Annotated in this window: 20 protein-coding genes; 14 read left to right on the forward strand and 6 right to left on the reverse strand. The window is 67.5% G+C overall.

What is annotated here, in order from left to right:
* Nucleotides 1–27: 27 nt before the first annotated feature.
* The 3 genes from WMF19_RS07030 (at nt 28) to WMF19_RS07040 (ending at nt 1,544) form a co-directional block, all read left to right on the forward strand.
* A complete protein-coding gene (locus WMF19_RS07030) occupies nt 28–177 on the forward strand; it encodes a hypothetical protein (protein WP_437901602.1) in 150 nt (49 codons plus the stop codon).
* Between the two features lie 204 nt (nt 178–381).
* Nucleotides 382–699, forward strand: a complete 318-nt coding sequence (locus WMF19_RS07035) for a tyrosine-type recombinase/integrase (RefSeq protein ID WP_437898358.1) — start codon at nt 382–384, stop codon at nt 697–699.
* A gap of 629 nt (nt 700–1,328) precedes the next feature.
* Nucleotides 1,329–1,544, forward strand: a complete 216-nt coding sequence (locus WMF19_RS07040; RefSeq protein ID WP_437898359.1) for a hypothetical protein — start codon at nt 1,329–1,331, stop codon at nt 1,542–1,544.
* A 795-nt stretch (nt 1,545–2,339) separates the two neighbouring features.
* Here the strand turns inward: WMF19_RS07040 and WMF19_RS07045 are convergent.
* Both WMF19_RS07045 and WMF19_RS07050 read right to left on the reverse strand, forming a co-directional pair.
* On the reverse strand, nt 2,340–5,414 hold the full coding sequence (locus tag WMF19_RS07045; RefSeq protein ID WP_437898360.1) for a DUF3616 domain-containing protein: 3,075 nt from the start codon (nt 5,412–5,414) through the stop codon (nt 2,340–2,342).
* 514 nt (nt 5,415–5,928) lie between these two features.
* Nucleotides 5,929–6,690, reverse strand: a complete 762-nt coding sequence (locus WMF19_RS07050) for a hypothetical protein (RefSeq protein WP_437898361.1) — start codon at nt 6,688–6,690, stop codon at nt 5,929–5,931.
* Between the two features lie 283 nt (nt 6,691–6,973).
* On the opposite strand from WMF19_RS07050, the gene WMF19_RS07055 reads away from it, so the two are divergent.
* The 4 genes from WMF19_RS07055 to tnpC all read left to right on the forward strand — a co-directional run bounded on the left by WMF19_RS07055 (nt 6,974) and on the right by tnpC (nt 9,956).
* Nucleotides 6,974–7,387, forward strand: coding sequence for a transposase (locus WMF19_RS07055; RefSeq protein ID WP_437898362.1), 414 nt, complete (start codon nt 6,974–6,976; stop codon nt 7,385–7,387).
* A 153-nt stretch (nt 7,388–7,540) separates the two neighbouring features.
* Nucleotides 7,541–7,879, forward strand: a complete 339-nt coding sequence (tnpA, locus tag WMF19_RS07060; RefSeq protein WP_437898363.1) for an IS66 family insertion sequence element accessory protein TnpA — start codon at nt 7,541–7,543, stop codon at nt 7,877–7,879.
* Nucleotides 7,873–8,295 carry an IS66 family insertion sequence element accessory protein TnpB gene (gene tnpB / locus WMF19_RS07065; protein WP_437898364.1) on the forward strand — a complete coding sequence of 141 codons (423 nt, stop codon included), beginning with the start codon at nt 7,873–7,875 and terminating at the stop codon, nt 8,293–8,295. The genes tnpA and tnpB overlap by 7 nt, the downstream gene beginning before the upstream one ends.
* Complete coding sequence (gene tnpC, locus WMF19_RS07070) at nt 8,292–9,956, forward strand: IS66 family transposase (RefSeq protein ID WP_437898365.1); 1,665 nt, start codon at nt 8,292–8,294, stop codon at nt 9,954–9,956. Before tnpB ends, tnpC begins: the two co-directional genes overlap by 4 nt.
* An 889-nt stretch (nt 9,957–10,845) precedes the next feature.
* On the opposite strand, the gene WMF19_RS07075 is transcribed toward tnpC, so the two are convergent.
* Nucleotides 10,846–11,109, reverse strand: coding sequence for a hypothetical protein (locus WMF19_RS07075; RefSeq protein ID WP_437898366.1), 264 nt, complete (start codon nt 11,107–11,109; stop codon nt 10,846–10,848).
* Nucleotides 11,110–11,535: 426 nt separating this feature from the next.
* On the opposite strand from WMF19_RS07075, the gene WMF19_RS07080 reads away from it, so the two are divergent.
* The 3 genes from WMF19_RS07080 (at nt 11,536) to WMF19_RS07090 (ending at nt 15,519) form a co-directional block, all read left to right on the forward strand.
* On the forward strand, nt 11,536–13,116 hold the full coding sequence (locus WMF19_RS07080) for a tyrosine-type recombinase/integrase (RefSeq protein ID WP_437898367.1): 1,581 nt from the start codon (nt 11,536–11,538) through the stop codon (nt 13,114–13,116).
* A 258-nt stretch (nt 13,117–13,374) separates the two neighbouring features.
* Nucleotides 13,375–14,238, forward strand: coding sequence for a tyrosine-type recombinase/integrase (locus WMF19_RS07085; protein ID WP_437893382.1), 864 nt, complete (start codon nt 13,375–13,377; stop codon nt 14,236–14,238).
* A gap of 6 nt (nt 14,239–14,244) precedes the next feature.
* Nucleotides 14,245–15,519, forward strand: coding sequence for an IS91 family transposase (locus tag WMF19_RS07090; protein ID WP_437893383.1), 1,275 nt, complete (start codon nt 14,245–14,247; stop codon nt 15,517–15,519).
* A 479-nt stretch (nt 15,520–15,998) separates the two neighbouring features.
* On the opposite strand, the gene WMF19_RS07095 is transcribed toward WMF19_RS07090, so the two are convergent.
* From WMF19_RS07095 to WMF19_RS07105, 3 genes are all read right to left on the reverse strand, one after another.
* The gene (locus tag WMF19_RS07095) at nt 15,999–16,631 is read right to left on the reverse strand and encodes a glutathione S-transferase family protein (protein WP_437898368.1); all 633 of its coding nucleotides are present in this window, start codon (nt 16,629–16,631) and stop codon (nt 15,999–16,001) included.
* A 146-nt stretch (nt 16,632–16,777) separates the two neighbouring features.
* Nucleotides 16,778–17,449, reverse strand: a complete 672-nt coding sequence (locus WMF19_RS07100; protein ID WP_437898369.1) for a bifunctional 4-hydroxy-2-oxoglutarate aldolase/2-dehydro-3-deoxy-phosphogluconate aldolase — start codon at nt 17,447–17,449, stop codon at nt 16,778–16,780.
* Nucleotides 17,446–18,534, reverse strand: coding sequence for a sugar kinase (locus WMF19_RS07105; RefSeq protein WP_437898370.1), 1,089 nt, complete (start codon nt 18,532–18,534; stop codon nt 17,446–17,448). The genes WMF19_RS07100 and WMF19_RS07105 overlap by 4 nt, the downstream gene beginning before the upstream one ends.
* 1,156 nt (nt 18,535–19,690) lie before the next feature.
* Between WMF19_RS07105 and WMF19_RS07110 the strand changes: the two genes are divergently transcribed.
* The 4 genes from WMF19_RS07110 to WMF19_RS07125 all read left to right on the forward strand — a co-directional run bounded on the left by WMF19_RS07110 (nt 19,691) and on the right by WMF19_RS07125 (nt 23,246).
* Complete coding sequence (locus tag WMF19_RS07110; protein ID WP_437898371.1) at nt 19,691–20,722, forward strand: amidohydrolase family protein; 1,032 nt, start codon at nt 19,691–19,693, stop codon at nt 20,720–20,722.
* Nucleotides 20,723–20,917: 195 nt separating this feature from the next.
* On the forward strand, nt 20,918–21,931 hold the full coding sequence (locus WMF19_RS07115) for a zinc-binding alcohol dehydrogenase family protein (RefSeq protein WP_437898372.1): 1,014 nt from the start codon (nt 20,918–20,920) through the stop codon (nt 21,929–21,931).
* A 38-nt stretch (nt 21,932–21,969) separates the two neighbouring features.
* Entirely contained in the window at nt 21,970–22,098 is a 129-nt protein-coding gene (locus tag WMF19_RS07120; protein WP_437328027.1) for a hypothetical protein, read from the forward strand.
* A gap of 17 nt (nt 22,099–22,115) precedes the next feature.
* Nucleotides 22,116–23,246: a mannitol dehydrogenase family protein gene (locus tag WMF19_RS07125; protein ID WP_437898373.1), complete on the forward strand. Its 1,131-nt coding sequence runs from the start codon at nt 22,116–22,118 to the stop codon at nt 23,244–23,246.
* Nucleotides 23,247–23,271: the final 25 nt, after the last annotated feature.

Raw genomic sequence — 23,271 nt, forward strand, 5'->3', positions numbered from 1 at the left:
CCAAGCCCCGGGCTTGGGGAGCTCGCCGTGACCGAGGCGTCACGTCGGGCTGCGGTGGTCGCCTCGCTTGCCAGCACCCTGAGCCGCGCCGTCGCCCTCGGGGACGAGGTGGCGGCCCGGGTCGTTCACGGGGCGATCGGTCGGCTGCTCGGGCTGCCGATGGCACCGGAGGCATGAGCCCTCTCACGCATCTGGCGACCGACCAGCACGTCAGAGCCTCGACCCAGAACCAAGCCCTCGCCGCCATCCTCTTTCTCCACACCCACGTCCTCGCGCTCCCCCCCGCGCGGCACGTCGATTTCACCCGAGCGAAGCGTCCCGCGCGCCTCCCCGCGGTGCTCACGCAGGCCGAGGTGAGCGCTCTCCTGGATCGCATGACCGGTGTCCCGCTCCTTTTTGGCCTCCCTCCTGTACGGCGCCGGCCTCCATCTGCTTGAATGCGCCGAGCTCCGCGTGAAGGACCTCGACCTCGAGCGCCGCGAGATCCTCGTTCGCGACGGCAAGGGCAGGAAGGATCGAATCACGATGCTGCCGCTCCGCTTGGTCCCCCCGTGCCGCGATCATCTCACCGCCGTGCGCGCCCAGCACGCCGCCGACGTCGCGGCCGGCACCGGCTGGGTGACCCTCCCCGACGCGTCCGCCGCGCCCCCTCCACGGGCCTCCGAGCCCCGGAAAGGCGGCGATTGCCGCCGGAGTTAGACGGATCTATCCTACGGCGCTGGACAGCATTGGGGCCTTGCGGCGCAGAGCCGATCCGCGAGACTTTCCGTGGGGGGAGGTCACAAAAGGCAACGAGCTAGACAGACCTGGTCCGGCGGCTTCGGTTGACCAATCGACTGATAGTTCGACGGAGCAGTCGGCATCCGCGGGCCGTCAGCTGTCGTCCTGCGCTTTGCCAGGCGCGTCGCTCGCAGCCTCGTGGGCACCCTTCTTGTGTACTCGGGCCGCGAGAAATTAGGGTCCGCGCGGTGTTTACAGCGCGCACCTGATTCCTCTACGATGCCAACGTGACACCGGTAGGCCAACATGGGTGCATACGTCTCGAAGGTGAACATGGTCATCCCGATGGCGGTCCTCCTGCTCGCGTGCGAGAAAGGACCGCCGCCACCCGAGCCAACGCTGTCCCCGAACGCGCCCCGAGATCAACCGATCATGGCGGAGGGGAGGTCGCAGGTCGAAGACACCCAGGCCGCAATTGCCCCTTACGTCGAGCAGGCGCGTCGAACGTACCCGAGCGCAAAGAAGCGATACCAGGATGGCCTGCCCGCTGGTCATGTGTTTTATTTGCGGTCGCGCGTTTGGGAGACTCCACCGGTTTACGCGAGCAGGTGTTCGTTGCGGTCTCGTCGATCAAAGACGGTCGTATCTTCGGGCGAATCGCAAGCGATGTCCTCGGCGTGAAGGGGTACAAGCGAGGCGATGCCTATGACTTTCCGGAGGCCGATTTGATCGACTGGCTCATCAGCCGCCCGGACGGTACTGAGGAAGAAAATGTCGTGGGCAAGTTCTTGGATGACTGGCAGAAGACCAGGCGCCCGCAGTGAGTCGGCGCTCTGCCGGCTTCGCCGGCCTCCGGCTGCTGCGGCGTTGGGGCCTCGACCTCCCAGGTCACACGGTGGCACTGCAAGACGACGACGTTGCTCTGGCCATTCCGCCGCGGTGGCGGAATCGAATCTCCGCCAAGGATTATGTTCGATGTCCCGAGGAGCCGAGAGATGGCGTACCGAGAAAAACCTGTTATTTCGGAGCCGCGAGAAGTGCCACGGCGTTGCCCCGGATGCGGATTGCTGAGTCCCGAACGCTCTCAACGTTGCGAATGCGGCTACCGTTTCGTTTACAGCGCGCGACTGTATTCTCCGAGCGAGCATCACCTAAGGAGGCGCGCAGCCGAGGAGTCGTCGACTCTGGCACGACGATACCTGATCTACCGCTGTGGCCTCGTCATGCTCATAGGCGTCGTTGCCGCCATCGTGCACATGGCCCGCTCGTGCCGGTGACGCCAGTCGGCGGCGTCCGCTTGCGCGGCGCTTCTGTCCCCTTGCGACCTGGCGACGAGGGCGTCGGTATCGTGCTCTCCGTCGCACGATCACCGACGCGCGAGCCTGAAAGGTTCGGGTGGCGGTGATCACCCCGAAGATTGGGACAACCTGAAGATCACCTGTCACCACAACTCGTGGAGCGACCTCGTCGACCAGCGCATGCCGCGCGTCATGTACGGTCCAGGACGTGCCGGACATCGTGACCGAGTGCGCCGGGCCTCGCTGATTCAACGCACGCGAGCACCACGCGAACGAGCTGCCGGGAGCGCAGGCTCCCGGCAGCGTTCCTTGCGGCTCCTCTTACTGCAGCGTGATGAGCTGACTGTAGGACTTCGCGGTGGTGGACGTGCCGTTGTACACGGTGTCTCCGCTATCGGCGACGATGCGAACCTGTGCGCCCGAGGCGAGCGGGTTCGGCGTGCTCAGGATGCCTTCCCAAACGCCGCCGGTGAGGAGGTTCGGCTGTGGCAGCTCCTGGTTGAGCACCGGAGCATGACCGGGATAACCGTCCCAGACGTAGAGCGCAAACGTGTCGTTCACGCCAGCCGTCGCGTTGTCCGGAGGTCCCGCCAAGACCAGATACTCGGCGGCGTTGTTTCGTCGAAGCTCACGAATGCTGCGGCCGGCGAGGTCGAGGAGAATCGGCGCACCGAACTTTGAACGACCCGTCTGGACCGCTCCGACGCCATCGACGAGGTCGAGGACGTTCGTGACCGGAACGATGAGCGCATGTTGGGTCCCGTTGACGTCGACCGTCGGCGCGCGCAAGCCGAGATACCCGGTCTTGCCGTCCGCCGCGAACTCGAAGCCCTCGATGTTGAAGCCGCTCGGCGCGTTCGGGATGACGCCGCTGCGCGTCGCTTCGTAGAAGCCGAGGTGGTCCGCGCCGAGGCCGTGGCCGTTCGTCCGATCCCAGGCAATGATGTCCGACCAAATCCCGCGGAGACCCACTTGCTGCTTGGGCTCGATCGCCGCGCCGCCGCCGTAGCGCCCGGTGAACTCGAGCTCGACATCGGCGCCGGTCCCGGTGATCGTCGTCGCGAAGATCACGCGCCGCCACTCCTTGACCTCGCCCTCCCGGGAATTGCCGTGCGAAGTCACCCAGACGATCGTGTCCCCGATGCGAGCGGCAGCCTCGATGTCGATCTCGCTCCCGGTGAGGACGCTGTTGAGGTTCCAAACCTTCAGCGCAGGGCCTGATTGGTCCTGCTTGTGGAGGAAGATCTCGTTCGTCTCGTCGTTGCCGAGCAGCATGTAGCCGCCTCCGACGTCGATTGCCGTCGAAGCATCGGAGATGCCGTCATGGTAGCGACCGGTGGGGTCCGGGGCCGCGCCCGAAGCGGCGTATGCAATTTTGATCGCAGTCTGGTTTCCGAGCGTGTCTTGAGCGGTGATGGTGACGGTAGCTTTACCGACTCCCGCTGGCGCGAAGGCAGCAGTGCGTTCGATGCCAGTGCCGGAAATGGTCACCCCGGCGGCTGGAATGACGGCTTCGTCCGAGGAAGTGACGCTCACCGTGATGTCCTCCGCCGAGGTGGCACTCGGAATGAAGGTGAGCCCGATAACCGGATTCGTCAAATCGCCCAGGGCGCCCGCCAGCTTGAACGCGCTCGGCAAGAGACCGACCGAGGTCCCTACGGCGATTTGGGGCTTCGTCAGCGCACTACTAGTACCAGTGCCGAGCTTACCGGAGCTGTTGGAACCCCAACAGTACGCCGTCCCCGTGGTCGTGAGGCCGCAGGCGTTCTGGCTGCCAGCGTCCACCGCCGCCCAGGCAGTCCCAGCGGGCAACGCTGTGACGTCGACCGCAACGGGAGTTTGGTGTGTGGTCGAGTTACTTCCGCCGTCGCCGACTCCACCACGACCCCAGCAGTAAGCAGCATTGTCCGTCGCCAACCCGCAGGTGACCCCAGAGCCGGCGCTGACCTGCTTCCAGGCGGTGCCCTGGTGTAGAGCCGCCGAATCGACGAGCCCGGGGCGATCGGTGTTTCCGAGCGTGCCGTTGCCCAGCATCCCGACGTTGTCCCATCCCCAGCAGTAGGCCTGCCCCGCCGTAGTCACGCCGCAGGTGGTGTAATCGCGGCCAGCGCTGATCGTCGCCCACTTCGTTTCAGGGGGGAGGCCCGTGAGGTCGACGCGCGTGGGGCTCGTCCGCGCCTCGGTGAGCGCCGGCCCGTTGCCGAGCTGACCGAGACTGTCGCTGCCCCAACAGAGCGCAGTACCGTCGGTCGTCACACCACAGGCGTGGTCGCCGCCCACGCTGATCACGGACCACGCAACGCCCGGCTTGAGCGCGCTCCGGTCGATCCGACTCGGGCTCGACTGCGCGCCGGAGACGGCACCGTTCCCGAGGAGTCCGTTCGTATCGTCACCCCAGCAGTATCCGACGCCGTCGGTCGTGATGCCGCAGGTGGCGGTCGACCCTGCCGAAAGGAGAGTCCAGCCGGCTTCCCGCGACAGGGCGCTGCGGTCGATCGCCTTCGGCACGGGCTGTTGAACCAAAGCATCGAATCCGAGCCCGACCCCGAGCTTACCGCCCGCGTTGCGGCCCCAGCAGTAGCCGTCGCCAGAGACCGTGATGCCGCACGTGTGGCCTTCGCCGGCGGCGGCGCTCTTCCATTTCGTGTCGAGACCTCCTGGCAAATCCCGTGCGTCGACGAAGCTCCCCGTTCGCTGATCGTCCGCTAAATTGCCGTTTCCGAGCGCGCCGTTGCTGCTCTCGCCCCAGCAAACGAGGCGCCCGTCGGCCGGCAACACTCGACAACCGTTACTGTCGTTGGCGGTCAGCATCGAGGCCGAAATCACCATGCCATCACCTGCGCCGCAGGACTCGACGGTGTAACTCTGCTCGGTTCCATCTTCACAGACGATCCGGATCGTCTTGCTATCGACGCACTCTACCGAACAGCTGGAGCCGTCCTCCCCAGGCTCGCCCTTCTCGCCAGGCTCGCCTTTTTCACCGTCCAGACCGTCCGCGCCAGGCTCGCCTTTTTCACCGTCCAGACCGTCCGCGCCAGGCTCGCCTTTTTCACCGTCCAGACCGTCCGCGCCAGGCTCGCCTTGGTCACCCTTCTCGCCGGTCTCCCCCTTCCCACCATCCTGACCGTCGTCGCCGGGTGCTCCGTCCTCACCGTCGGCTCCCGGTTTGCCCTTCGCGCCGTCGGCGCCGTCGTTGCCGTCGGCGCCCTTGCCGACGGTCACGGAAGTACCATCGGGGCACTCGATGATCGCGGAACCGTCTTTACCTTCCTTGACGGTACAAGAGGTCCCTCCGATGCCGGCGAGGCTACTCTTCTTGTCATCAGAGCTATCGGAGGAGCCGCAACCGGAAACAAGCGCGAGAACGCCCGCAATTCCCAAAATTCGTTTGATCATGTGTCCATTCCGAGGGGTTGGGTGAGATCTTGCAGCCACAGCGCCAGGCTTCGCTCTAGCTGCTCGGCACGCGACAGCCCTGCCCCGGTCAGGTCCGGGGCCGCTCGTCGCGAGGGCCGTATCCAACAAGCATTGATGACCTGCCCTTTGCAGCGCGGTAGCGAGCCAAGCTTCGCGCTTAACGAACTCGCAAATGCATGGTCGGACCAGCTCAATGGTTGCTCCCCGGGTACAATATTTCGTTGCGACCTGCGGAACACACGTGCGCGTCCTCAGCGGCATATCGCGCGTCCTCGACGGCATTCTCGGGTGCGTCCGTGCTCGCGCTATCGGTGCGCTATGCTCGCGAGCTCGACCGTGCCCACGCCGGTGTGCCGACGGGCTCTCGGCGCAATTCGTTCGCGTCGCCTTGCGCCATGTCGGTCGCCGAAAACGGTGCTTGGAGTAAGAAGCGCGACCGCCAGCGCGGACCATGTGCGCTGGCGGCCACGGGACTCAACGCATCGGCAGGAGATTAATCACACTCGACTTCTTCGCGCCTAGCCTCGAACCAGGCATCCTGAGTGAAGAGGTTGTCTTCCTCGTCGTGCCAGCAGTTGGGTTGCCCATAGCTGCTGCAGTGGCCGTCGTTGTACACCCAATTACCGGGGGTGATGCCCGGATCAGATTCTAGCTTGCCGACCTCGTCATTGCCGATGCCGGAGCTGGTCGTGTAAGTGGCGCCGCTCGAAGGCTCACCGACCCAACCCTGAATCACGATCTCGGGGGTCCCGGGGATGATAATACGCCCCTTCCAGCTGTCGTTGTCCGTCTTGAAATTGTCGCCGGCCATCGTGAGGAAGTTCGTGTCGAAGGCATCGACCTCGATGTTGAAGTCACCACTGCAAGGATCGTAGTTCGTCGCGGGGGTGAAGTTGTCGGCGCGGATCGTGATGATCGTGCCGGCCACGAGGTTGTCCCAGATGCCCGAATTTCCCGGATCGACGAAGGTCAGACTGCCGGCGTCCGGATCCCCGTTCGCCCACTCGAACTTCACGCCGACGAGCGTATCGATGTCGGCTACCACGACGAGCTCGATCCAATCCTTTCCGTTCCCAACCGGGCTAGCAGCAAAGGCGGGGTCCTGGTCGGCAACGCTCAAGGTCACCGCGGGACCCACCCCGTTCCACTCGTTCAGAATGAGCTTGCCCGCCGTGGGGGCGGCTGCCGCTTGACCTGCAATGAAGAGCCCCGCCACGGGAAGCACGGTGCACGCACGAGCGATCGTTTTCAACATGTTATTCATATGAATTCACTCTCGTCGTTGGGTGATGCTTTGTGGTGCGCGAAGCGAGCTTCGAATCACCGCAAGCGCGAATAGGCTAGCGAGATCGATTGACGCTGGAATGGAGCGTTCGCAACAAACAAACATCAAGCAATCATCAAAAACATTCCGGCTCGCCTTCCAGTCGTCATCGACCGATCTCGGCAGCCCCTCGTGTCAGAGAAGTTGTCGCCCTAGCTGATCCGCTTGGACAGGATCATGTCACCGGTTTCGGGGAGCGGAGACAGGCTTTGAGGTGAGAGAGTACTCAGAATCCTTCAAACGAAAAATCGTCCAACGGCTCCTCGCCCCAGGAGGACCGACGGCGGTGGCGCTGTCGGCCGAGACGGGGGTGCATCAGACGACGCTCTCGCGCTGGCTTCGCGATGCCCGTAGCCTCGCGGCCATGTCCGACGACGCTCGCCGCTCCGCGCCCACGCCTCCTGCCGCCGCTCGCCGCCCCGAGGACTGGACCCCGGAGCAGAAGCTGCGCGCCGTGACGGAGGCGGCCGCGCTCTCCGAGCGGGAGCTCGGCGAGTTCCTCCGCCGCGAGGGGCTGCACGAGGCGCAGCTCGGCGAGTGGCGCAAGGCCGCGCTGGAGGCGCTGGGCGGGCCGGTGTCGGTGATCATCGCGTCCCGCGTCGGGCCGGTGAAGATCGCGGCCACGTGATCGCCGGCGTTCACCGTTCACCCCCGGCACCTACGCCGATCTGGGCCGCGCTCGCCTCGGCGGCGTAGACGTTGCGCCGTAAGCGCCCGACCAACGCCATCGTGATCGTCGGCGTGGCGCCGGTTACCTGTCCCCATCGCGAAGGAGGAAGCGATGGCGACGAAGGCGGAGTGGGCCGAGCGGGTGGAGCGATGGGAGCGCAGCGGGCTGAGCGCCGAGAAGTTCGCGCGGCGTGAAGGGTACAAGCCGAAACAGCTGTACTGGTGGCGCTGGAAGCTGCGCACTGACCGGCCCTCACAGCCCTCGCCGTCGTCGTTGACCGAAGCACCGCGCTTTCTGCCGGTCCACGTGGTGACGGACGCATCGGCCGCCGTGCTGGAGCCGATTGAGATCGCGCTGCCCAACGGGCGGGTGGTGCGGGTCCGGCCGGGCTTCGACCCAGCCACGCTCGAGCGGGTACTGGCGCTCGCGGCGGAGGAGACGCTGTGCTGACACTGCCGCCATCGGTGCGCGTGTACATCGCAGCCGAGCCAACGGACCTGCGCAAGAGCTTTGATGGGCTGTCGGCCTTGGTCTCTCAGCGCTTCGGAGCCGATCCGCTCTGCGGGCATCTGTTCGTGTTCAGGAATCGGCGAGGTGACCAGGTGCGCGTCTTGTTCTGGGACCGCACTGGCTACATGATCGTGGCGAAAAAATTAGCCCGCGGGCGATTCCATCTCGCCCTCGACCTGCCCAAGGGGGCCACCCACGTCGAGGTCGAGGCGGCCGAGCTGTCGCTGATGCTCGAAGGGTTCGACCTGTCCGAGGCCGTGCGGCGCAAGCGCTGGAGACCCGGCGTGAGAAAAATTGCTCCGTCGAAGCAAAGCTTGATGGATGCGCGTGGGATAGCTATTCCGCGCGCCACGTGACCAGTCCTGTTCAGTCCCAGGCACAACTCCCCGTTGACCTGGCAGACGTGCGGCGCAAGCTCGAGCAGCTGGCGGCCGCCGGGCAGCTTCCGGAGCTCATCGAGCTGGTGCTCGGGCTGCTGGTCCAGCTGCGCGACAAGAACACCGCGCTCTCGGCGAGGCTCGCGAGCGCGCTGCGCGAGCTGTACGGCCGCAAGAGCCAGCAGGTCTCTACCGAGCAGCTGATGCTGATGTTCGCGCAGCTCGGGGCGGAAGCGCCGCCGGGGGCGGCGGGATCGGAGCTCGGCGCGGATGCTCCGCCGCAGCCGGAGCAGGGGCTGGTGCCGCAACCCCCTGAGCCGCCGAAGCCGCCGCGAGGACGGGGCGGGCGCGCGCCGCTTCCTGAGCATCTGCCGCGTGAGACGCGCGTGGTGCCCGTCCCCGAGGCCGAGCGGACGTGCCCGCAGTGCGGCGCAGACAAGAAGTGTATTGGCCATCGTACGAGCGAAGTGCTCGAGTTCGTTCCGGCGCAGTTCAAGATCGTCGAAGAGCAGCGGGAGAAGCTCGCCTGCCCGCGCTGCCCGGAGCAGGGCGTAACGACGGCGGACAGCGAGAAGGTGATGGACCGAGGGCGTCCGGGACCGGGCCTGCTCGCCAGCATCCTTGTCGAGAAGTTCGAGGACTCGATGCCACTGTACCGGCAGTCGCAGCAATACGCTCGCTTCGGCGTGTCGCTGTCCCCGTCGACCCTGGGCGACTGGTCGGCCTTCGCCCTCGACGTGCTCGCTCCGATGGCTGAGAAGATCGAGGAGCGGGTGCTGGACTCGTTTTACCTGCGCGCGGACGACACGGGGATGCGGGTGCTGGATCGAGATCATCCGGCGGGGGTGAAGCGAGGCCATATCTGGGCCTTTGTCGGGGCAGCTCTCGTGGCGTTCCTGTACGCACCGGACTGGAAGGCGAAGCATCCAGCCGCGCTGCTGCAGGGCTTCACCGGCTACTTGCAGGGAGATGGGTACGCGGGCTATGGCGCGATGCTCCGCGGAGGCGAAGGCGGCGAGATGATCGTGCCCGAGGAGCGTTGGCTTGGCTGCGGGATGCACATTCGCGCCAAGTTCGAGAAGGCGGCCAAAGGCGGCGACGCGCGAGCGGCGGTGGCGCTCTCGTACTTCAAGGCCATCTACCGAATCGAGGCGACCTGCAAAGAGGAGGCGCTCTCCACGGAGGCGCGCCTGGCCCGCCGGCAGGAGCGGTCGCTCCCCGTTGTGGACGAGCTGTATTGGTGGATTCACGAGCTGCACCTGCGGCTCGTACCAGGCACGCCGCTCTACATCGCTACCCAGTACGCCATCAACCAGGAGGCAGCGTGGCGGCGCTGCTTCACGGATGGCCACTTCGAGATCGACAACGGGGAAGTGGAACGGCAGCTAAGGCGTGTGGCGCTGGGAAGAAAGAACTATTTGTTCGCGGGCTCGGACAAAGGGGCTGAGCGTCTGGCCATCGGCTATACGATCTTCGGCTCGTGTCGGATGCACGGAGTCAACCCGCTCGCCTGGGCGACGGACGTGATCGGCAAGTTGCAGGCGGGCTGGCCACGCGGTCGGCTCGACGAGTTGCTGCCCGACGCATGGGCGATATCGTCGCGCGCTGCTCCGAGCGCCGGCGACGCCGACGCGACCTGAACAACGCGAGCTTCGATCGGCGACGCAGGCGGAGGCCGTCTCGCCGGGCCCTCTGTCAGGACCGCCTGTGCCCGCGCTCAATCGTGGGCCGACGCCGCCCCGCGCCCAGCATCGTCGCCTCCGGCGAGAGCCGCAAGGGGCCGTGCCCATGGCGATGGCCGGGCGGTTACTGCACGACGTCGCCCGCGAGCGCGACGCGCGCCGCGGGCACGCCGAGCCTTGACACAGTCACGCGAGCACAGCGCTCGCCACCAGCATGGACCAGAGCCCGACCGGCAGACGAACGTGCGGCGGCGCTCGCCTCGCCCTCCGCGCCCTCGCATCGCCGACGCTGAACCCCACCGCGGCGTGCCGGACCGAGGGCGGAGCCGACCGGCGGCTGAGGTGCTCGCCGAGCGCGCCGGGCGCTTGGAGGCCGCCCGAGCTCGTTGCCGACGAGGAGCGCCCCACGGCCGACACCGCACGGAATGGACGCAGTTCCGCTAGCAGCGTGCGCCGATGTGCGATGGAGATGATTCGGTGCCGCCGATGGCCCCACCGCCACGGCACGGCCGCACCCGCGATCGCAGCCGGTCCCGGTGCACCCCTCGGTGTCACCTCCGCGAGCGACGCCGAGGAGGCGCTCAGAACTACCAAATCGAGCCCTTCGTTTTCCCCGGTTTTCGGCCCCTCAGCGACGCTTCCGAGAACACCTAACCCCGCGATACGGCTCGATGTTCTTTCCGGGCGCGTACCCCGGTAGTTCGCGGCGAACTACCGGGAGCGCAGAACTACCGTTTCGGGCACCTTTGGGCGGCGTCGGTCACGGTTGCGAACGAACCCAACACGGATGGAGGTACATCATGACACGAGCGGCTCTCGCCCGTGTATCGGCACCCCTTGCTCTTCGTCAGGCGGACAACGGCACGCGCGTGGTCGAGAGGACATTCCCGGACGTGCCAGCCCGAAGATCGTGCCCTCCGAGGGGGCTTCCCCAGCCCACCACGGCCACGGCGACGCTCGCGATCCCGCTGGACGGGCTCACGCTCACAGCGCCGCAGCCGGAGATGCTCTCGCAGAAGAACGTCGAGTCGGTCACCGGGATCCCAGCACGCGTCTTCCTCGACACGATCCGCGGGCCGGGCTTCCCGCTGCCGGTAACGAGGCTTGGCAAGCTGCGCCTCGTCCAGCGCGAAGCGTTTGTGGCCTACCTCCAGGCGCTGGCCAGTGACCCACCATCGCGCGGTGACGCAGAGGTGGACGAGCGCACACGGGTTGCCGCGGTGCTGGCCTCTGTCGGCCTTGAATCTGTCCCATGCCCGAACACCGACCGGGCGAGCGCTCCTCCCGCAGGAACACGCCGTGCTAGGCTGCCGCCGAAGTAGAGCGGGCCCGCTCGGCGGTGGAACGCCGGACGGGCCCTTGATCGACCCCCGCGTTCACCGGAGACCGATCTATGACCGACGTACCCCAGCGACGGGCGCGCGCCAAGCGCTCGGCTTCGTTCACCACCTCGTCCCATCCTGCACCGGCGTCGACCGACCGGCGTCCGCGTTCGGGCCGCTCTGGCGGGCGCCCCTCTCCGGCCGCGGATGGAACTATGCCCGTCGCAGACTCGCCGGGCTCGGCGAGCACGACGGATCGCCCGAAGCTGACCGCCCGCGCCCCTGGCAGTGCAGCAGGAGAAAAGCGCGCCAACGGCTCCGGGTCCGTCCGGCTGCGCGGGAAGACGTGGACCGCGCGCCTCAGCCTCGGCGAGGCCGGTCGAGCCACGTTCAGCTTGCCGACGTGCCGGACCGAGCACGAAGCCAAGGCGCGCTTGGAGGTGCTGGCCGACCTCGCCGGGCGCCTGCTCGCAGCCGGCCAGATCGTCCTCGGCTTGCCGCTGCTGGAGCGGGCTGCGGCGCGCGAGGGCAGCGCGCTCCGCGACGTCCGGCTTGCCATCGAGCAGCTCTGCAGGGGCGAAGCGCGTGCTCGCGCGTCCGGGGAAACAACCTTCGCCGAGTTGGTTGTTTCTGGAAGGCTCGCCGAGCAATACCCATTGCATGTGAAAGCGCTTCGCCATCCGGAGCAATACCGGCATAAACTCAATCATGTTCTAGAGGTACTCGGCCCCGTTCCTCTCTCTCGTTTGACGCTCGACCATGCGGATCGAGCGATCTCTATGCTGCCAGGACATCTTGAGGACTCCTCGCGTCAAGGAGTCGCAAAGGTCATTCATCGGATACTCGCGCTCGCGACCTATCCGGCGCGCATCATCGCCAGCAATCCGCTGCCGCGTGGATGGATCCCCAAGGCGGAGGACAACAAGGCCAAAGGCTCCCTCTATCCCGACGAGGATAGGCGTCTCATGGCGGCGGTGAACATTCCGCTGTCCTATCGGATCTATTATGGTTTCCCGATTCGCGAGGGAATGCGGGCAGACGAGGCCGGAAGGCTGGAGCCGTCTGACCTCGATCTCGAGCGCGGCGCCGTGGTGCTCGACGAGAACAAGACGGATGACCCACGCGCCTGGGCACTCTCACCCGACGTCGTGCGCGCGCTTCGGACCTATTTCGCTATATGTCCCCCGAAGGAGCGTGTCTTCATTGGGCCGAGCGGGCACCTGCCGGGGCGCAGTGGTGCGCACAACTTTCGAAATCACCTGCGCCGTGCTGGCATCGATCGGCCCGAGTTGTTCGAGACCACGCAGTCACGGCTGAATATACGCTTGCACGACACCCGCGCGACCTTCATCACGATCAAGCTCGCGAACGGCCGCACGGAGACGTGGATCTCCGATCGGACCGGGCATAAGTCGAGCCGTCAGATTCACCACTACAAGCGCGCGGCGCGCAAGGTCGCTGAGCTCGGCTTGGGGGATTTCGCGCCTCTCGACGAGGCGATCCCCGAGTTGAGCGGCAGGGACGGCCGCTTAGGTGGAAGTGATCCCATGTCTGCGGGTCCGGAGGCGGGCTCGTCGTCGCCGAGCGACGTCGCGTCCCTCGCCGGCGCGCTGCACCACCGAGCGCCGGCCGCGGTCGTTGACCACGCCGGCCAGCCCGAAGCGGGCGTCCCGGTGGCTGCAGGCGGCCCGTTGGACCAAGCCGCTTCGCGGCAGCTCCTGTGCCTGCTGAGGTCGACCGCGATGACTGCTGCGACCGCGAGCGCGATGCGGACGAGGTGCAGGAGCTCGGCGTGAGGCTCAAGAAGCTGCTGCGGGCCCTGCTCCGTTAAGCATTGCGGATACCGAGCCGCGGTTTCCTGCCGCGGCTCGGATCCTTGTCTTCGCTGCGGTTGTCACGGCAGGCATTGCTGCCGCAGCGCGGATTTTGCCAGTATTTATTGCGAAAAAAGAGCCCGGCGCCGCGCAGGACTGGCCGCCCGCCGCCTCATTCCCTGCCCACCCTGCCGTTCGCGACGCCCCTGCCCGGGCGCCGCGTCCACCAGGAGGGCAGCGATGGGACAGCTCCGCGATCGAATGGCCGAAGACCTGAAGCTGCGGCGATACAAGCCGTCGACGTGCGACAATTACCTCCGCTGCGCACGGGCCTTCGTAGCCTACCACCGCAAGCCGCCGCAGCAGATGGGTCTCGACGAGGTGCGCGCGTTTTTGCTCTACCTCGCCGAGCAGCGAAAGATCGCGGAGGCGACCCAGCACCAGTACGTGGCGGCGATCAAGTTCCTCTACGCCACCACGCTCGGGCGTCCGGAGGTCGCCGTCGCGATCCCCTGGCCGAAGGTACCCCAGAAGCTGCCGCCGGTCCTCAGCGGCACCGAGGTCGAGGCGCTGCTCAACGCGATCGGCTCGGTCAAGCAGCGCACGATCGTCCTGACGGCGTACGGCGCCGGTCTGCGGATCGATGAGGTCTGCTCGCTGCGGGTCGAGGACGTCGACAGCAAGCGCAACCTCATCCACGTCCGCAATGGCAAGCTCGGGCGTGATCGGTACGTGATGCTCAGCGCCCCCGTGCTGACCGCGCTGCGCATCTACTGGCGGGCGGAGAGACCCGCTGGACCGGAGCTGTTCCCGGGTCGCAAGCAGGGCTCGGTCATCTCGCACGAGGCGGTGCGCAACGCGCTGCGCGAGGCGGCGAGGCGCTGCAAGCTGCACAAGCGCGTCACCCCGCACGTGCTGCGGCACAGCTTCGCCACCCACCTGCTCGAGCTCGGCACCGACATCCGCGTCATCCAGGCCCTGCTCGGCCATCGCTCCATCCGCACCACCGTCCGCTACGTCCGCGTCAGCCAGGCTCACGTCGGTCGCACCCGCAGCCCGGTCGAGGTGCTCGGCACCCAGGAGGCCAAGAAGAAGCTCGGCTGAGGTCGCGTGCACCCGCATCGCCTGGCGCCGCGGCCCGCGGCGACGGGTAGGCCTCGTCTCGAGGTCGCGGATATCGTCCGCGCCCACGGCGAGGCCTACCTGCGCGCCCACGCCGTCTCCGCCGCCCAGCGCAAGGTCCTACGCGACATCGCCGCGTGCAGGACCGCGGTGCTGGGCGGCCATGTCGACGTGTGCACGAGCTGCGGCCACGAGCAGCCCTCGTACAACTCCTGCCGCAACCGCCACTGTCCCAAGTGCCAGAGCCTCAGCCAGGCCAGGTGGATCGCCGAGCGGCAGCAGCGCATCCTGCCGACGCACTACTTCCACGTCGTCTTCACGCTCCCGGCTGAGCTGCGCCCGCTGGCGCTCGTCAACCCGCAGACGGTCTTCGATCTGCTCTTCCAGTGCGGCTCGCAGACCCTGCTCACGCTCGGCCGCGATCCCAGGCGGCTCGGCGCCGACATCGGTGTCACCGCCGTGCTGCACACCTGGAGCCGCAATCTCAGCTTCCATCCGCACCTGCACTGCATCGTCACGGGCGGTGGGCTCTCGCTCGACGGCTCGCGCTGGATCGAGGGGCGGCGCGGCTACCTCTTCCCTGTGCAGGTCCTCGGCAAGCTCTTCCGTGGCAAGTTGCTCGCCGCGCTCCGGCAGGCCTATGATCAAGGAGAGCTCGACCTGACCGGCGAGGCCGCCGCGCTGGCCAACCCCGCTGCCTTCGCTGCGCTGCTCGGCGCGCTCTACCGCAAACCCTGGGTGGTGTACGCCAAGCCGCCCTTCGCTGGGCCCGAGCAGGTCTTTGCTTACCTCGGTCGCTATACCCACCGTGTCGGGCTGTCCAATCACCGGCTGCGGTGGATGGATGAGCGCGGCGTGTGCTTCCGGACCCGCGGAGACAAGACCGTGACGCTCTCCGCAGAGGAGTTTCTGCGTCGCTTCCTGCTGCACGTGCTGCCTCATCGCTTCGTGAAGATCCGACACTTCGGCTTGATGGCTGCGTGTCACGCCACCACCACGCTCGAGGTGGCACGCACGAGGATCCTGGCGGCGCGAGACGCAGGGCAGTGCGCTGTCGGGGGAGATGAGCACCGGGAAGCCAGCTCTCACGAGCACGAGCCCTCTGCGCGCCACGTCGTCAAGGTCGACTGGTGCACGCTGCTCGCCGAGCTCACGGGGATCGACCTGTCCATCTGTCCTCGCTGCGGTCAGGCTGCGATGGCTCGCCGCCCGCTGCCGTCGTGCGTCGTCGCCTCTTCCGCTGCCCCTCCGGACACGTCATGAGCATTGCTGGCCTGGGCAGGAGCAACAACACCACCTCCGTTGCGCGGCGGTCAGGGATCGATCCGCCTTCTGCGCCGTCCACGTCGGCGGCGTGCGTGCTTCTGGGCCTCCGTCGGCGCCGCGCTCTGCCTCGGCACGTCTGCGCCCAACGTCGTGGCGGCGGGATGCACCACGCGTGCGAGCCCCGCCACGCCCGCCCTCTGCTGCCTTCTCGGGCAGGATCTCCATAGGCCTCGCGACCGCCTCGCCCGGCCGCGAACCGGCCCGGTCCAACCCGACGTTTGCGGGACTGCGCCGGGACCTCGCCGCCGCTGCTGCTCAGGCGCAGTCCCGCAAACGCCTATTCATTGGGCCCACGTTGGGCCACGTCGGCGAGCGATCCGGCAGCGGATCAGACGGAACAGATTGAAATTATTGATATTTTGTCCGATTCCGCCTCGTCGTCGCAGAAATCCTGGCGGGATTCCTGGCACGCGGCGCTACACGGCCACGTGGAGCGGCTGTGCCACCGCCGCGAACACCGGGAGCGCCTCGCAGCGCGCCGCGTGCGCGGCCAGCGCCGGCCGCTTCGCGGCGTCGGTGAGGGCCGGGTGCGCCTCGCCGACGAAGCGCAGCGCGCAGGCGACCGCGATGTCGGCGTGGCTGAAGTCGCCCAGCCACCAGGTGTCGCCGCTCCGGGCGGCGCGCTCCCGCTCCAGCAGGTCGAGCGCCTCGCCGATCTGCGCGGTGCAGCGCTCCACCCAGACAGGGCTCCGGCGATCGCCCGTGCGCAGCACGTGTTCATAGAGCAGGCTCACCGCCTTGTCCGCGAGCCCCGTGGCGAGCGCACAGACCCGCAGCCCTGCGCGGCGCGCCTCGCCCGAGCGCGGCAGGAGCGCGCGCTCGGGCCCCACGAGGTCGTCGAGGGCGTCGAGGATCGCCGCGCTCTCCACGAGCGGCTCTCCGCCGTCCGTCACGAGCACGGGGACCCGCCGGAGCGGGTTGTACCTCGCGATGGACTCCGCGTCGGCCCACACCGACCACGGGCGGTGCTCGTACGCGAGCCCGTAATGCTGGAGCGCCACGGCGACGCGGCGCACGAAGGGAGAGTCGTACTGGCCAATCAGGATCATGACGGCTCGTTTAACCGAGCCTGCCCCGCGCGGCTACCAGACGGTGCACGCCCCGGCCGGCCGCGTCGAGGGCCCCGGCAACTCCATGTCGCGGCGGGCAGCTCCATCGAGGGGAGCTCCCGAGCGCTGCCCGCCGGAGCTGTTCTCTACGCCCGCGTGCCCTTCTTGAGCTCTGCACGCGCGGCGCCGACCACGGACATGAACTCACGCGCGCGCTCCGTGAGGACCTCGTCCTTGCCCGCCGCGAGCGCCGCGGCGTCCACGAGCTCGCCGCCGATCCCGAGCGCCACGGCGCCGGCCTCGATGAAATCCCTGGCTGTCGTCAGGTTGACCCCGCCGGTCGGCATCATCTTCACCTCCGGGAGCGGCGCGCGCAGGGCGCGCAGGTACTTCGCGCCCCCCATGGCGGAGCACGGGAACAGCTTCACCGTGTCGGCGCCGGCGTTCCACGCGGTGATCACCTCGGTCGGCGTGAGCGCCCCCGGGAATACCGCTTTCCCGAGATCGTGCGCCGCGCGGATGACCTCCAGGTCGAGCCCCGGGCTCACGATGAACTCGGCGCCGGCCTCGATGCACCGGCGGGCCGCCTCCGCGGTGAGCACGGTGCCCGCGCCGACGAGGACGCGGTCCCCCATCCGCGAGGCGATCTCGCGCATGACGGACAGGGCGTCGGGGACGGTCATCGTGATCTCGATGACCTCGATGCCCCCCGCGCACAGCGCGCGAGCGGCCCGCTCGGCGAGCTCTCCGCGCGGCGCGCGCACGACGGGGACGACGCCGATCTCCTCGACGCGGCGGACGACTTGCTCCCTGTTCATCGCTCGATCCTCGCGCCGGCCCCGCTCATGGCCCTCCGCACCTCGGCGAGCGACGCCATCGAGGTGTCCCCCGGGGTCGACATCGCCAGCGCGCCGTGCGCGACGCCGCACTCGAGCGCCCACCGCGGGCTCTGCTCGGTCAAGAGGCCATAGATGATCCCCGAAGCGAACGAGTCGCCGCCGCCCACGCGGTCCAGGATCTCGATGTCTCGCTGCGGGACCTCGTGGAACTCGCCCTTGTAGTACAGGATGCCACCCCAGCCGTTCACGCTGGCGGTCTTGGCCGTCCGGAGGCTCGTGGCGACGACCGAGATGTTGGGATACGCCGCGACGACCTCGGAGATCATCCGGCGGAAGCCGTTCGTATCGAGCTGGCTGTAGCTGCTGTCCACGCCGGACACCTCGAAGCCGAGGCCCGCGACGAAGTCCTCCTCGTTGCCGAACACGCAGTCGACGTACGGCATGAGGGCGCGATTGACCTCGCGCGCCCGCCGCTGGCCGCCGAAGTTCTTCCACAGCGAGGGGCGGTAGTTGAGGTCGTAGGAGATCCGCACGTCATGCGCGCGCGCGACCTCCATGGCCTCGTGCGCCACGCCGGCCGTGGTCTCCGAGAGAGCGCAGAAGATGCCGCCTGTGTGCAACCAGCGCGCGCCGCGCTCGCCGAAGAGGGTCTCCCACGGCACGTCCCCGGGCCTGAGCTTGGACGCCGCGCTGTGGCCGCGGTCCGAGCAGCCGGCGGCGGCGCGGGGCCCGAAGCCGCGCTCGGTGAAGTTGAGGCCGTTGCGCACGTCCCGGCCCACGCCGTCGTAGTCGACCCAGCGCAGGAAGGACGTGTCGACCCCGCCCTGGAGCATCAGGTCCTCGATGAGGCGCCCGACGGCGTTGTCCGCGAGCGCCGTGACGATGGCGGTGCGGAGCCCGAAGCAGCGCCGGAGCCCCCGCGCCACGTTGTACTCTCCCCCGCCTTCACCGACGTCGAACGTCCGCGCCGTGTGGACGCGGCGCTCACCCGGGTCGAGACGCAGCATCACCTCGCCGAGGCTCACCTGGTCCCACTGGCAACCTTTCGCACTGCGAATCTGCATCTTCTTCTCCTCAACGGCTCATCCAGCCGCCGTCGACGACCAGCCCGTGGCCGAGCGCTGGGCGGCCGACGACCTGCGGATCCGCCCCGCGTCGTTCACGAGGATGTCGAGGCGACCGAGCTCTGCCCCGCAGGCTGTGGAGTGAACGCGGCCGCTTCGATGCATGGACGAGTTGTTGAACCAGTCGACCGTTCGACAAGGCTCTCGACACGATCTCCGATGCCCGACGCCGTGCGCGTGGGAAGCGAGCCGGCAGCGTGCGGCGCTGCGCTGCGACTATGTTGGAAAATTGTTCGAATAGTCCTCTGGCGTCGCTTTTCCAGGGTTGGTGTCGGATCGCATAGGGAACCTTCTGTCAGCCGAGGTGAGCGTGGCGATTCGCCCTTGAACTCCTTGAATCGTTTTGCTTTCCCGTTCCCCCGCGACCTCGCCGTTGCTCGCGCTCACGACAACCGGGCGAACGGGGTCGGTGCAGAAATCGATCCCGATCCCAGGGACGAAGGGCCGCGCACGACGGCCTGCTCAGGGTAGAGCGAAAGGACACCCCGCGACGAATTGTGAGCGTTCACATTGCGGGTGTCAACGAAAATGGAAGGGCGCGAGGCCATCCTCGATCCCGATGGGCGCGCAGCGGCGGTCGGCCGCGGCGCCCATGACCCAGGTCGAGGAGAGGGCGGGTGGCCGCCGCCCCGCCGTCGTGCTGGCCACGGCGACCACTGGGACCGAGTCGCCCAGCCAACCCGCGACAGCGACCACCGGAACGTCGGAGGTGACCCGCTGCTTCGAGCACGCGCTACCGCGCGCATCGAGCGCTCCTCATCGGCAACCCATCCGGAGAGCGATGTAGGTCTCCCCAGAGCCCAGAGGGTCCCTGCTGGGATAGGCCCTCAGTCGGGCGCGAGCGGATTGGAAATTGGAAACCACATCGAACATAACCGCGGCCCGGTGCTCGCCTCTCTTGCCGCGCCGCTCCGGAAGAGAGTTGCCCGCCACCCGAGTCCGAGCTTGGCCGCAGAACGAATTGGTGTTGACATTGAGAATGTGAACGTTCACATTAAGGCCTCCTTATTCGGCTTTGTCATGAGGGGGTCGTCATGCGCAGCGGCACCTTCGCTCTCGGGATCGAGTTCGGCACCGACTCCAAAAAGACTGCACCATGAAAATACTCACGAGTATTCCGACGACTCTCGCCAAGCTGTGCCTGATGATGACGCTCTCGCCGCTCGCGGCGTGTGCATCCTCTTCCGCGACCACCGCGACGCCACCCGGGACGGCGGGCGACACGAGCAAAGCGGCGGCCCCGCTGGCCGTGCCGGCGGAAAAGCATGGTCCGATCCTCGACACGCACATCCATCTCTACCAGGTCACGCGTCCGGGCGGCGTCGTTTGGCCGGAAGCCAAGCAGAAGCCGATCTACCGCGACGTGTTGCCCCCGGAGTATGAAGCCATCGCGAAGCAGAATGGCGTCATCGGCACCGGCATCGTCGAAGCCAGCCCCGTCGTCGACGACAACTTCAAGGTCCTCGAGATGACGAAGGGCAACGACTTCTTCAAGTTCCTCGTCGCGCAGCTCGAGATCGGCTCGCCGAGCTTCAGCGCCGATCTGGCGCGCCTCGCCGCGGACCCGCGCGTGGTCGGCATTCGCGGCTTCCTCTGGAGCCCGAAGCTGACGCTCGACGCCAAGCAGCTCGCCTCGCTGGAGGAGCTCGCGGCCAAGGGCATGACGCTCGACATCATCAGCCGCGGCACCCTGAACCCGAAGGACAAGGTCGAGGCGCTCGCGACCGCGGTGCCCAAGCTCCGTATCATCATCGACCACCTGGCGGGCGCGAAAGGGCCGACGCCGGATCCGGCCTGGGTCGACGCGGTTCAGCGGCTGGCCAAGCACCCGAACATCTACATCAAGTTCTCGTCGTTCTTTGACATGTACAACCCGGCCGCCACCGAGGACGATCCCTGGAAGGCGCCGACCGATCTCGCGGCGTACAAGGCGCACTTCGACGTGCTGATGAAGGCCTTCGGCGAGGACCGGCTGATCTGGGGCAGCAACTGGCCCGTCGTCGACATGGGCGGCAGCCTCGCGTCGGAGATCGAGGTCGCCGAGCTCTACCTCAAGGAGTTTGGTCAGGAAGCGCGTGACAAGGTCATGTACAAGAATGCGCAGAAGTTCTACGCGCGTCACCCCTGAACAGCGGCGTCCCGAGCGCCACGGCGAAGGCGGCGCCCGCCGCCCCGCTCACCGATCGTGAAGCAACGCCACGTCGCTTCGGCTTCGGCCATTCGACATGGAGCTCTGTTCTTTGGCAGGACGAAGCGGCCCCGGCTGCGGAGCGCGCCGTGAGAGCCGCGAGTGAACGAAGTCGCTCAGCGAGGCAATGACAGCATGAAAGCCCTGACGATCACGGGTCCGTCGGTTGCACAGGTGAGCCAGATCCGCGAGCCCAAACCGGCGCACGATGAGGTGTTGATCCGCGTGCAACGGGTCGGTTTGTGCGGCTCCGACTTGAACACGTTCCTGGGCAAGAACCCGATGGTGACGTACCCCCGGGTGCTGGGGCACGAGGTGGCCGGCACCATCGTGGAGCTCGGCTCGGGCGTCGAGGCGGACTGGCGCGTCGGTACCGACGTCACGTTCACGCCGTACACGGCGTGCGGCGGGTGTCCCTCATGCCGCGCGGGACGGCGCAACGCCTGCCGCGACAACAAGACCATGGGCGTGCAGCGCGATGGCGCGCTGACAGAGCTCGTGGCCGTCCCGTACCAGAAGCTCTTCACGTCACGGAAGCTGAGCCTCACGGAGCTCGCGCTCGTCGAGCCGTTCTCGGTAGGCTTTCACGCGGCCGCGCGAGGGCGCGTCGAGGCCGGCGAGACCGTGCTGGTGATGGGCTGCGGCGGCGTGGGGCTCGGGGCCATCGCCGGCGCGGTGAGCCGCGGCGCGCGCGTGATCGCGCTCGACACGCAGGAAGAAAAGTTCGCGCTCGCCAGGGCGCTCGGCGCGCGGGAGGCGGTGCTCGGGGACGCCGATGCACGCCAACGCGTGATGGACCTGACGAACGGCGACGGGCCGGATGTCGTCATCGAAGCCGTGGGCGCGACAGCGACTTACCGCAACGCCGTGGACTGGGTGAAGTTTTGCGGTCGAGTCGTGTACATCGGGTACGGCAAAGAGCCGGTGAGCTACGAGACCAGGCTGTTCGTGATGAAGGAGCTCGACATCCTCGGCGCGCGCAACTGCCTGAACGAGTTCTCGGACGTGATCGCCTTCTTCGAGCGACGCACGTTCGACCCGAACATCCTGATTTCGAGATCGATCCCCATCGAAGGCGTGCCCGAGGCGCTCGCCGACTGGGCAGCCCACCCCGGTCGAACGTCCAAGATCATGGTGAGCATGTCGTGAGCGTCCGCGATTCGGCGCCTTCACTGAAGGGATTTCGGATGAAGACGATCCATCAGTTTCTGCAGCTGAACAACCTGCTCGTGAAGCACGACCCCGGGTCGACCGTGTTGCCGAGCGCGACCGGGAGCCTCGCGCACACGAGCCTCGCGTGGGTACGCGCCTGCTGAGCCGCCGGAGCACTGACATGGGCAATCCGATTCTTCAGTTCGGCACGAGCCGGTTCCTGCAGGCTCACGCGGACCTTTTCATCTCGGAGGCGCTCGGCGCCGGCCGCGCGCTCGGGACCCTCACCGTGGTGCAGACCACGTCGAACCCCGAGAGCCGCGCGCGCATCGACGCGCTGCGCGCGCAGGGGCGTTACCCCGTGCGGATCCGCGGGCTGCGCCGCGAAGAGGTCGTCGATACGACGATCGAATGCAGCTCGATCACGGAAGCGCTCGACGCGAACACCGACTGGCCGCTCGTGCGCGAGCGCTTCGCGAACGATGCGCGCGTCGTGATCTCGAACACGAGCGACAGCGGATACGCCTGCTTGCCCGAGGACACGGCGACGTTGCTCGCGCCCGGCGCGGGCGTGCCGCGCGGGTTCGCCGCGAAGCTCGTCATCTTGCTGCGCGCGCGCTTCGATGCGGGCGCCGCGCCGCTCACGCTGCTGCCTTGCGAGCTCGTCTCGAACAACGGTGACACGCTGCGCGCGCTCGTCGCCGGCCTCGCGCGCCAATGGGGCGCCGATGCTGCCTTCCTTCGCTACATCGAGCACAGGTGCATCTGGGTGAACTCGCTCGTCGACCGGATCGTCTCCGAGCCGATCCGCCCCGTCGGCGCTGTCGCCGAGCCCTACGCGCTCTGGGCTATCGAGCAGCGCGAGGGCATGGTGCTGCCGTGCCAGCATGAAGCGATGATCGTGACGGACGACCTGCTCCATTACGAACGCTTGAAGCTGCTGCTCCTGAACCTCGGGCACACCTACCTCGCCGAGCGCTGGCAGCTGGACGGGCGCCCCTCGGACGAGAACACGCTGCGCGCGATGCGCGATCCGGCCTTGCGCGCCGATCTCGAGGCGCTCTGGCGCGACGAGGTGGTGCCCGTCTTCGATGCGCTCGGCAAGGGCGCTGCCGCGCGCGCCTACCTCGACGAGGTGCGGCAGCGCTTCCAGAACCCGTTCCTCGATCACCGGCTCTCCGATATCGCGCGCAACCACGGCGAGAAGAAGCGACGCCGCTTCGGGCCCGTGATCGAGCTCGCGCGTGAGCTCGGCCTGAACCTCGATCAGCCCCGGCTGCACGCGGCGCTTCGCACGGCCGTGCCCGCATGAGCATGTGAGGCTGCCCAAAGGAGAC

Source organism: Sorangium sp. So ce124 (genome assembly GCF_051525235.1).
Classification (GTDB): domain Bacteria; phylum Myxococcota_A; class Polyangia; order Polyangiales; family Polyangiaceae; genus Sorangium; species Sorangium atrum.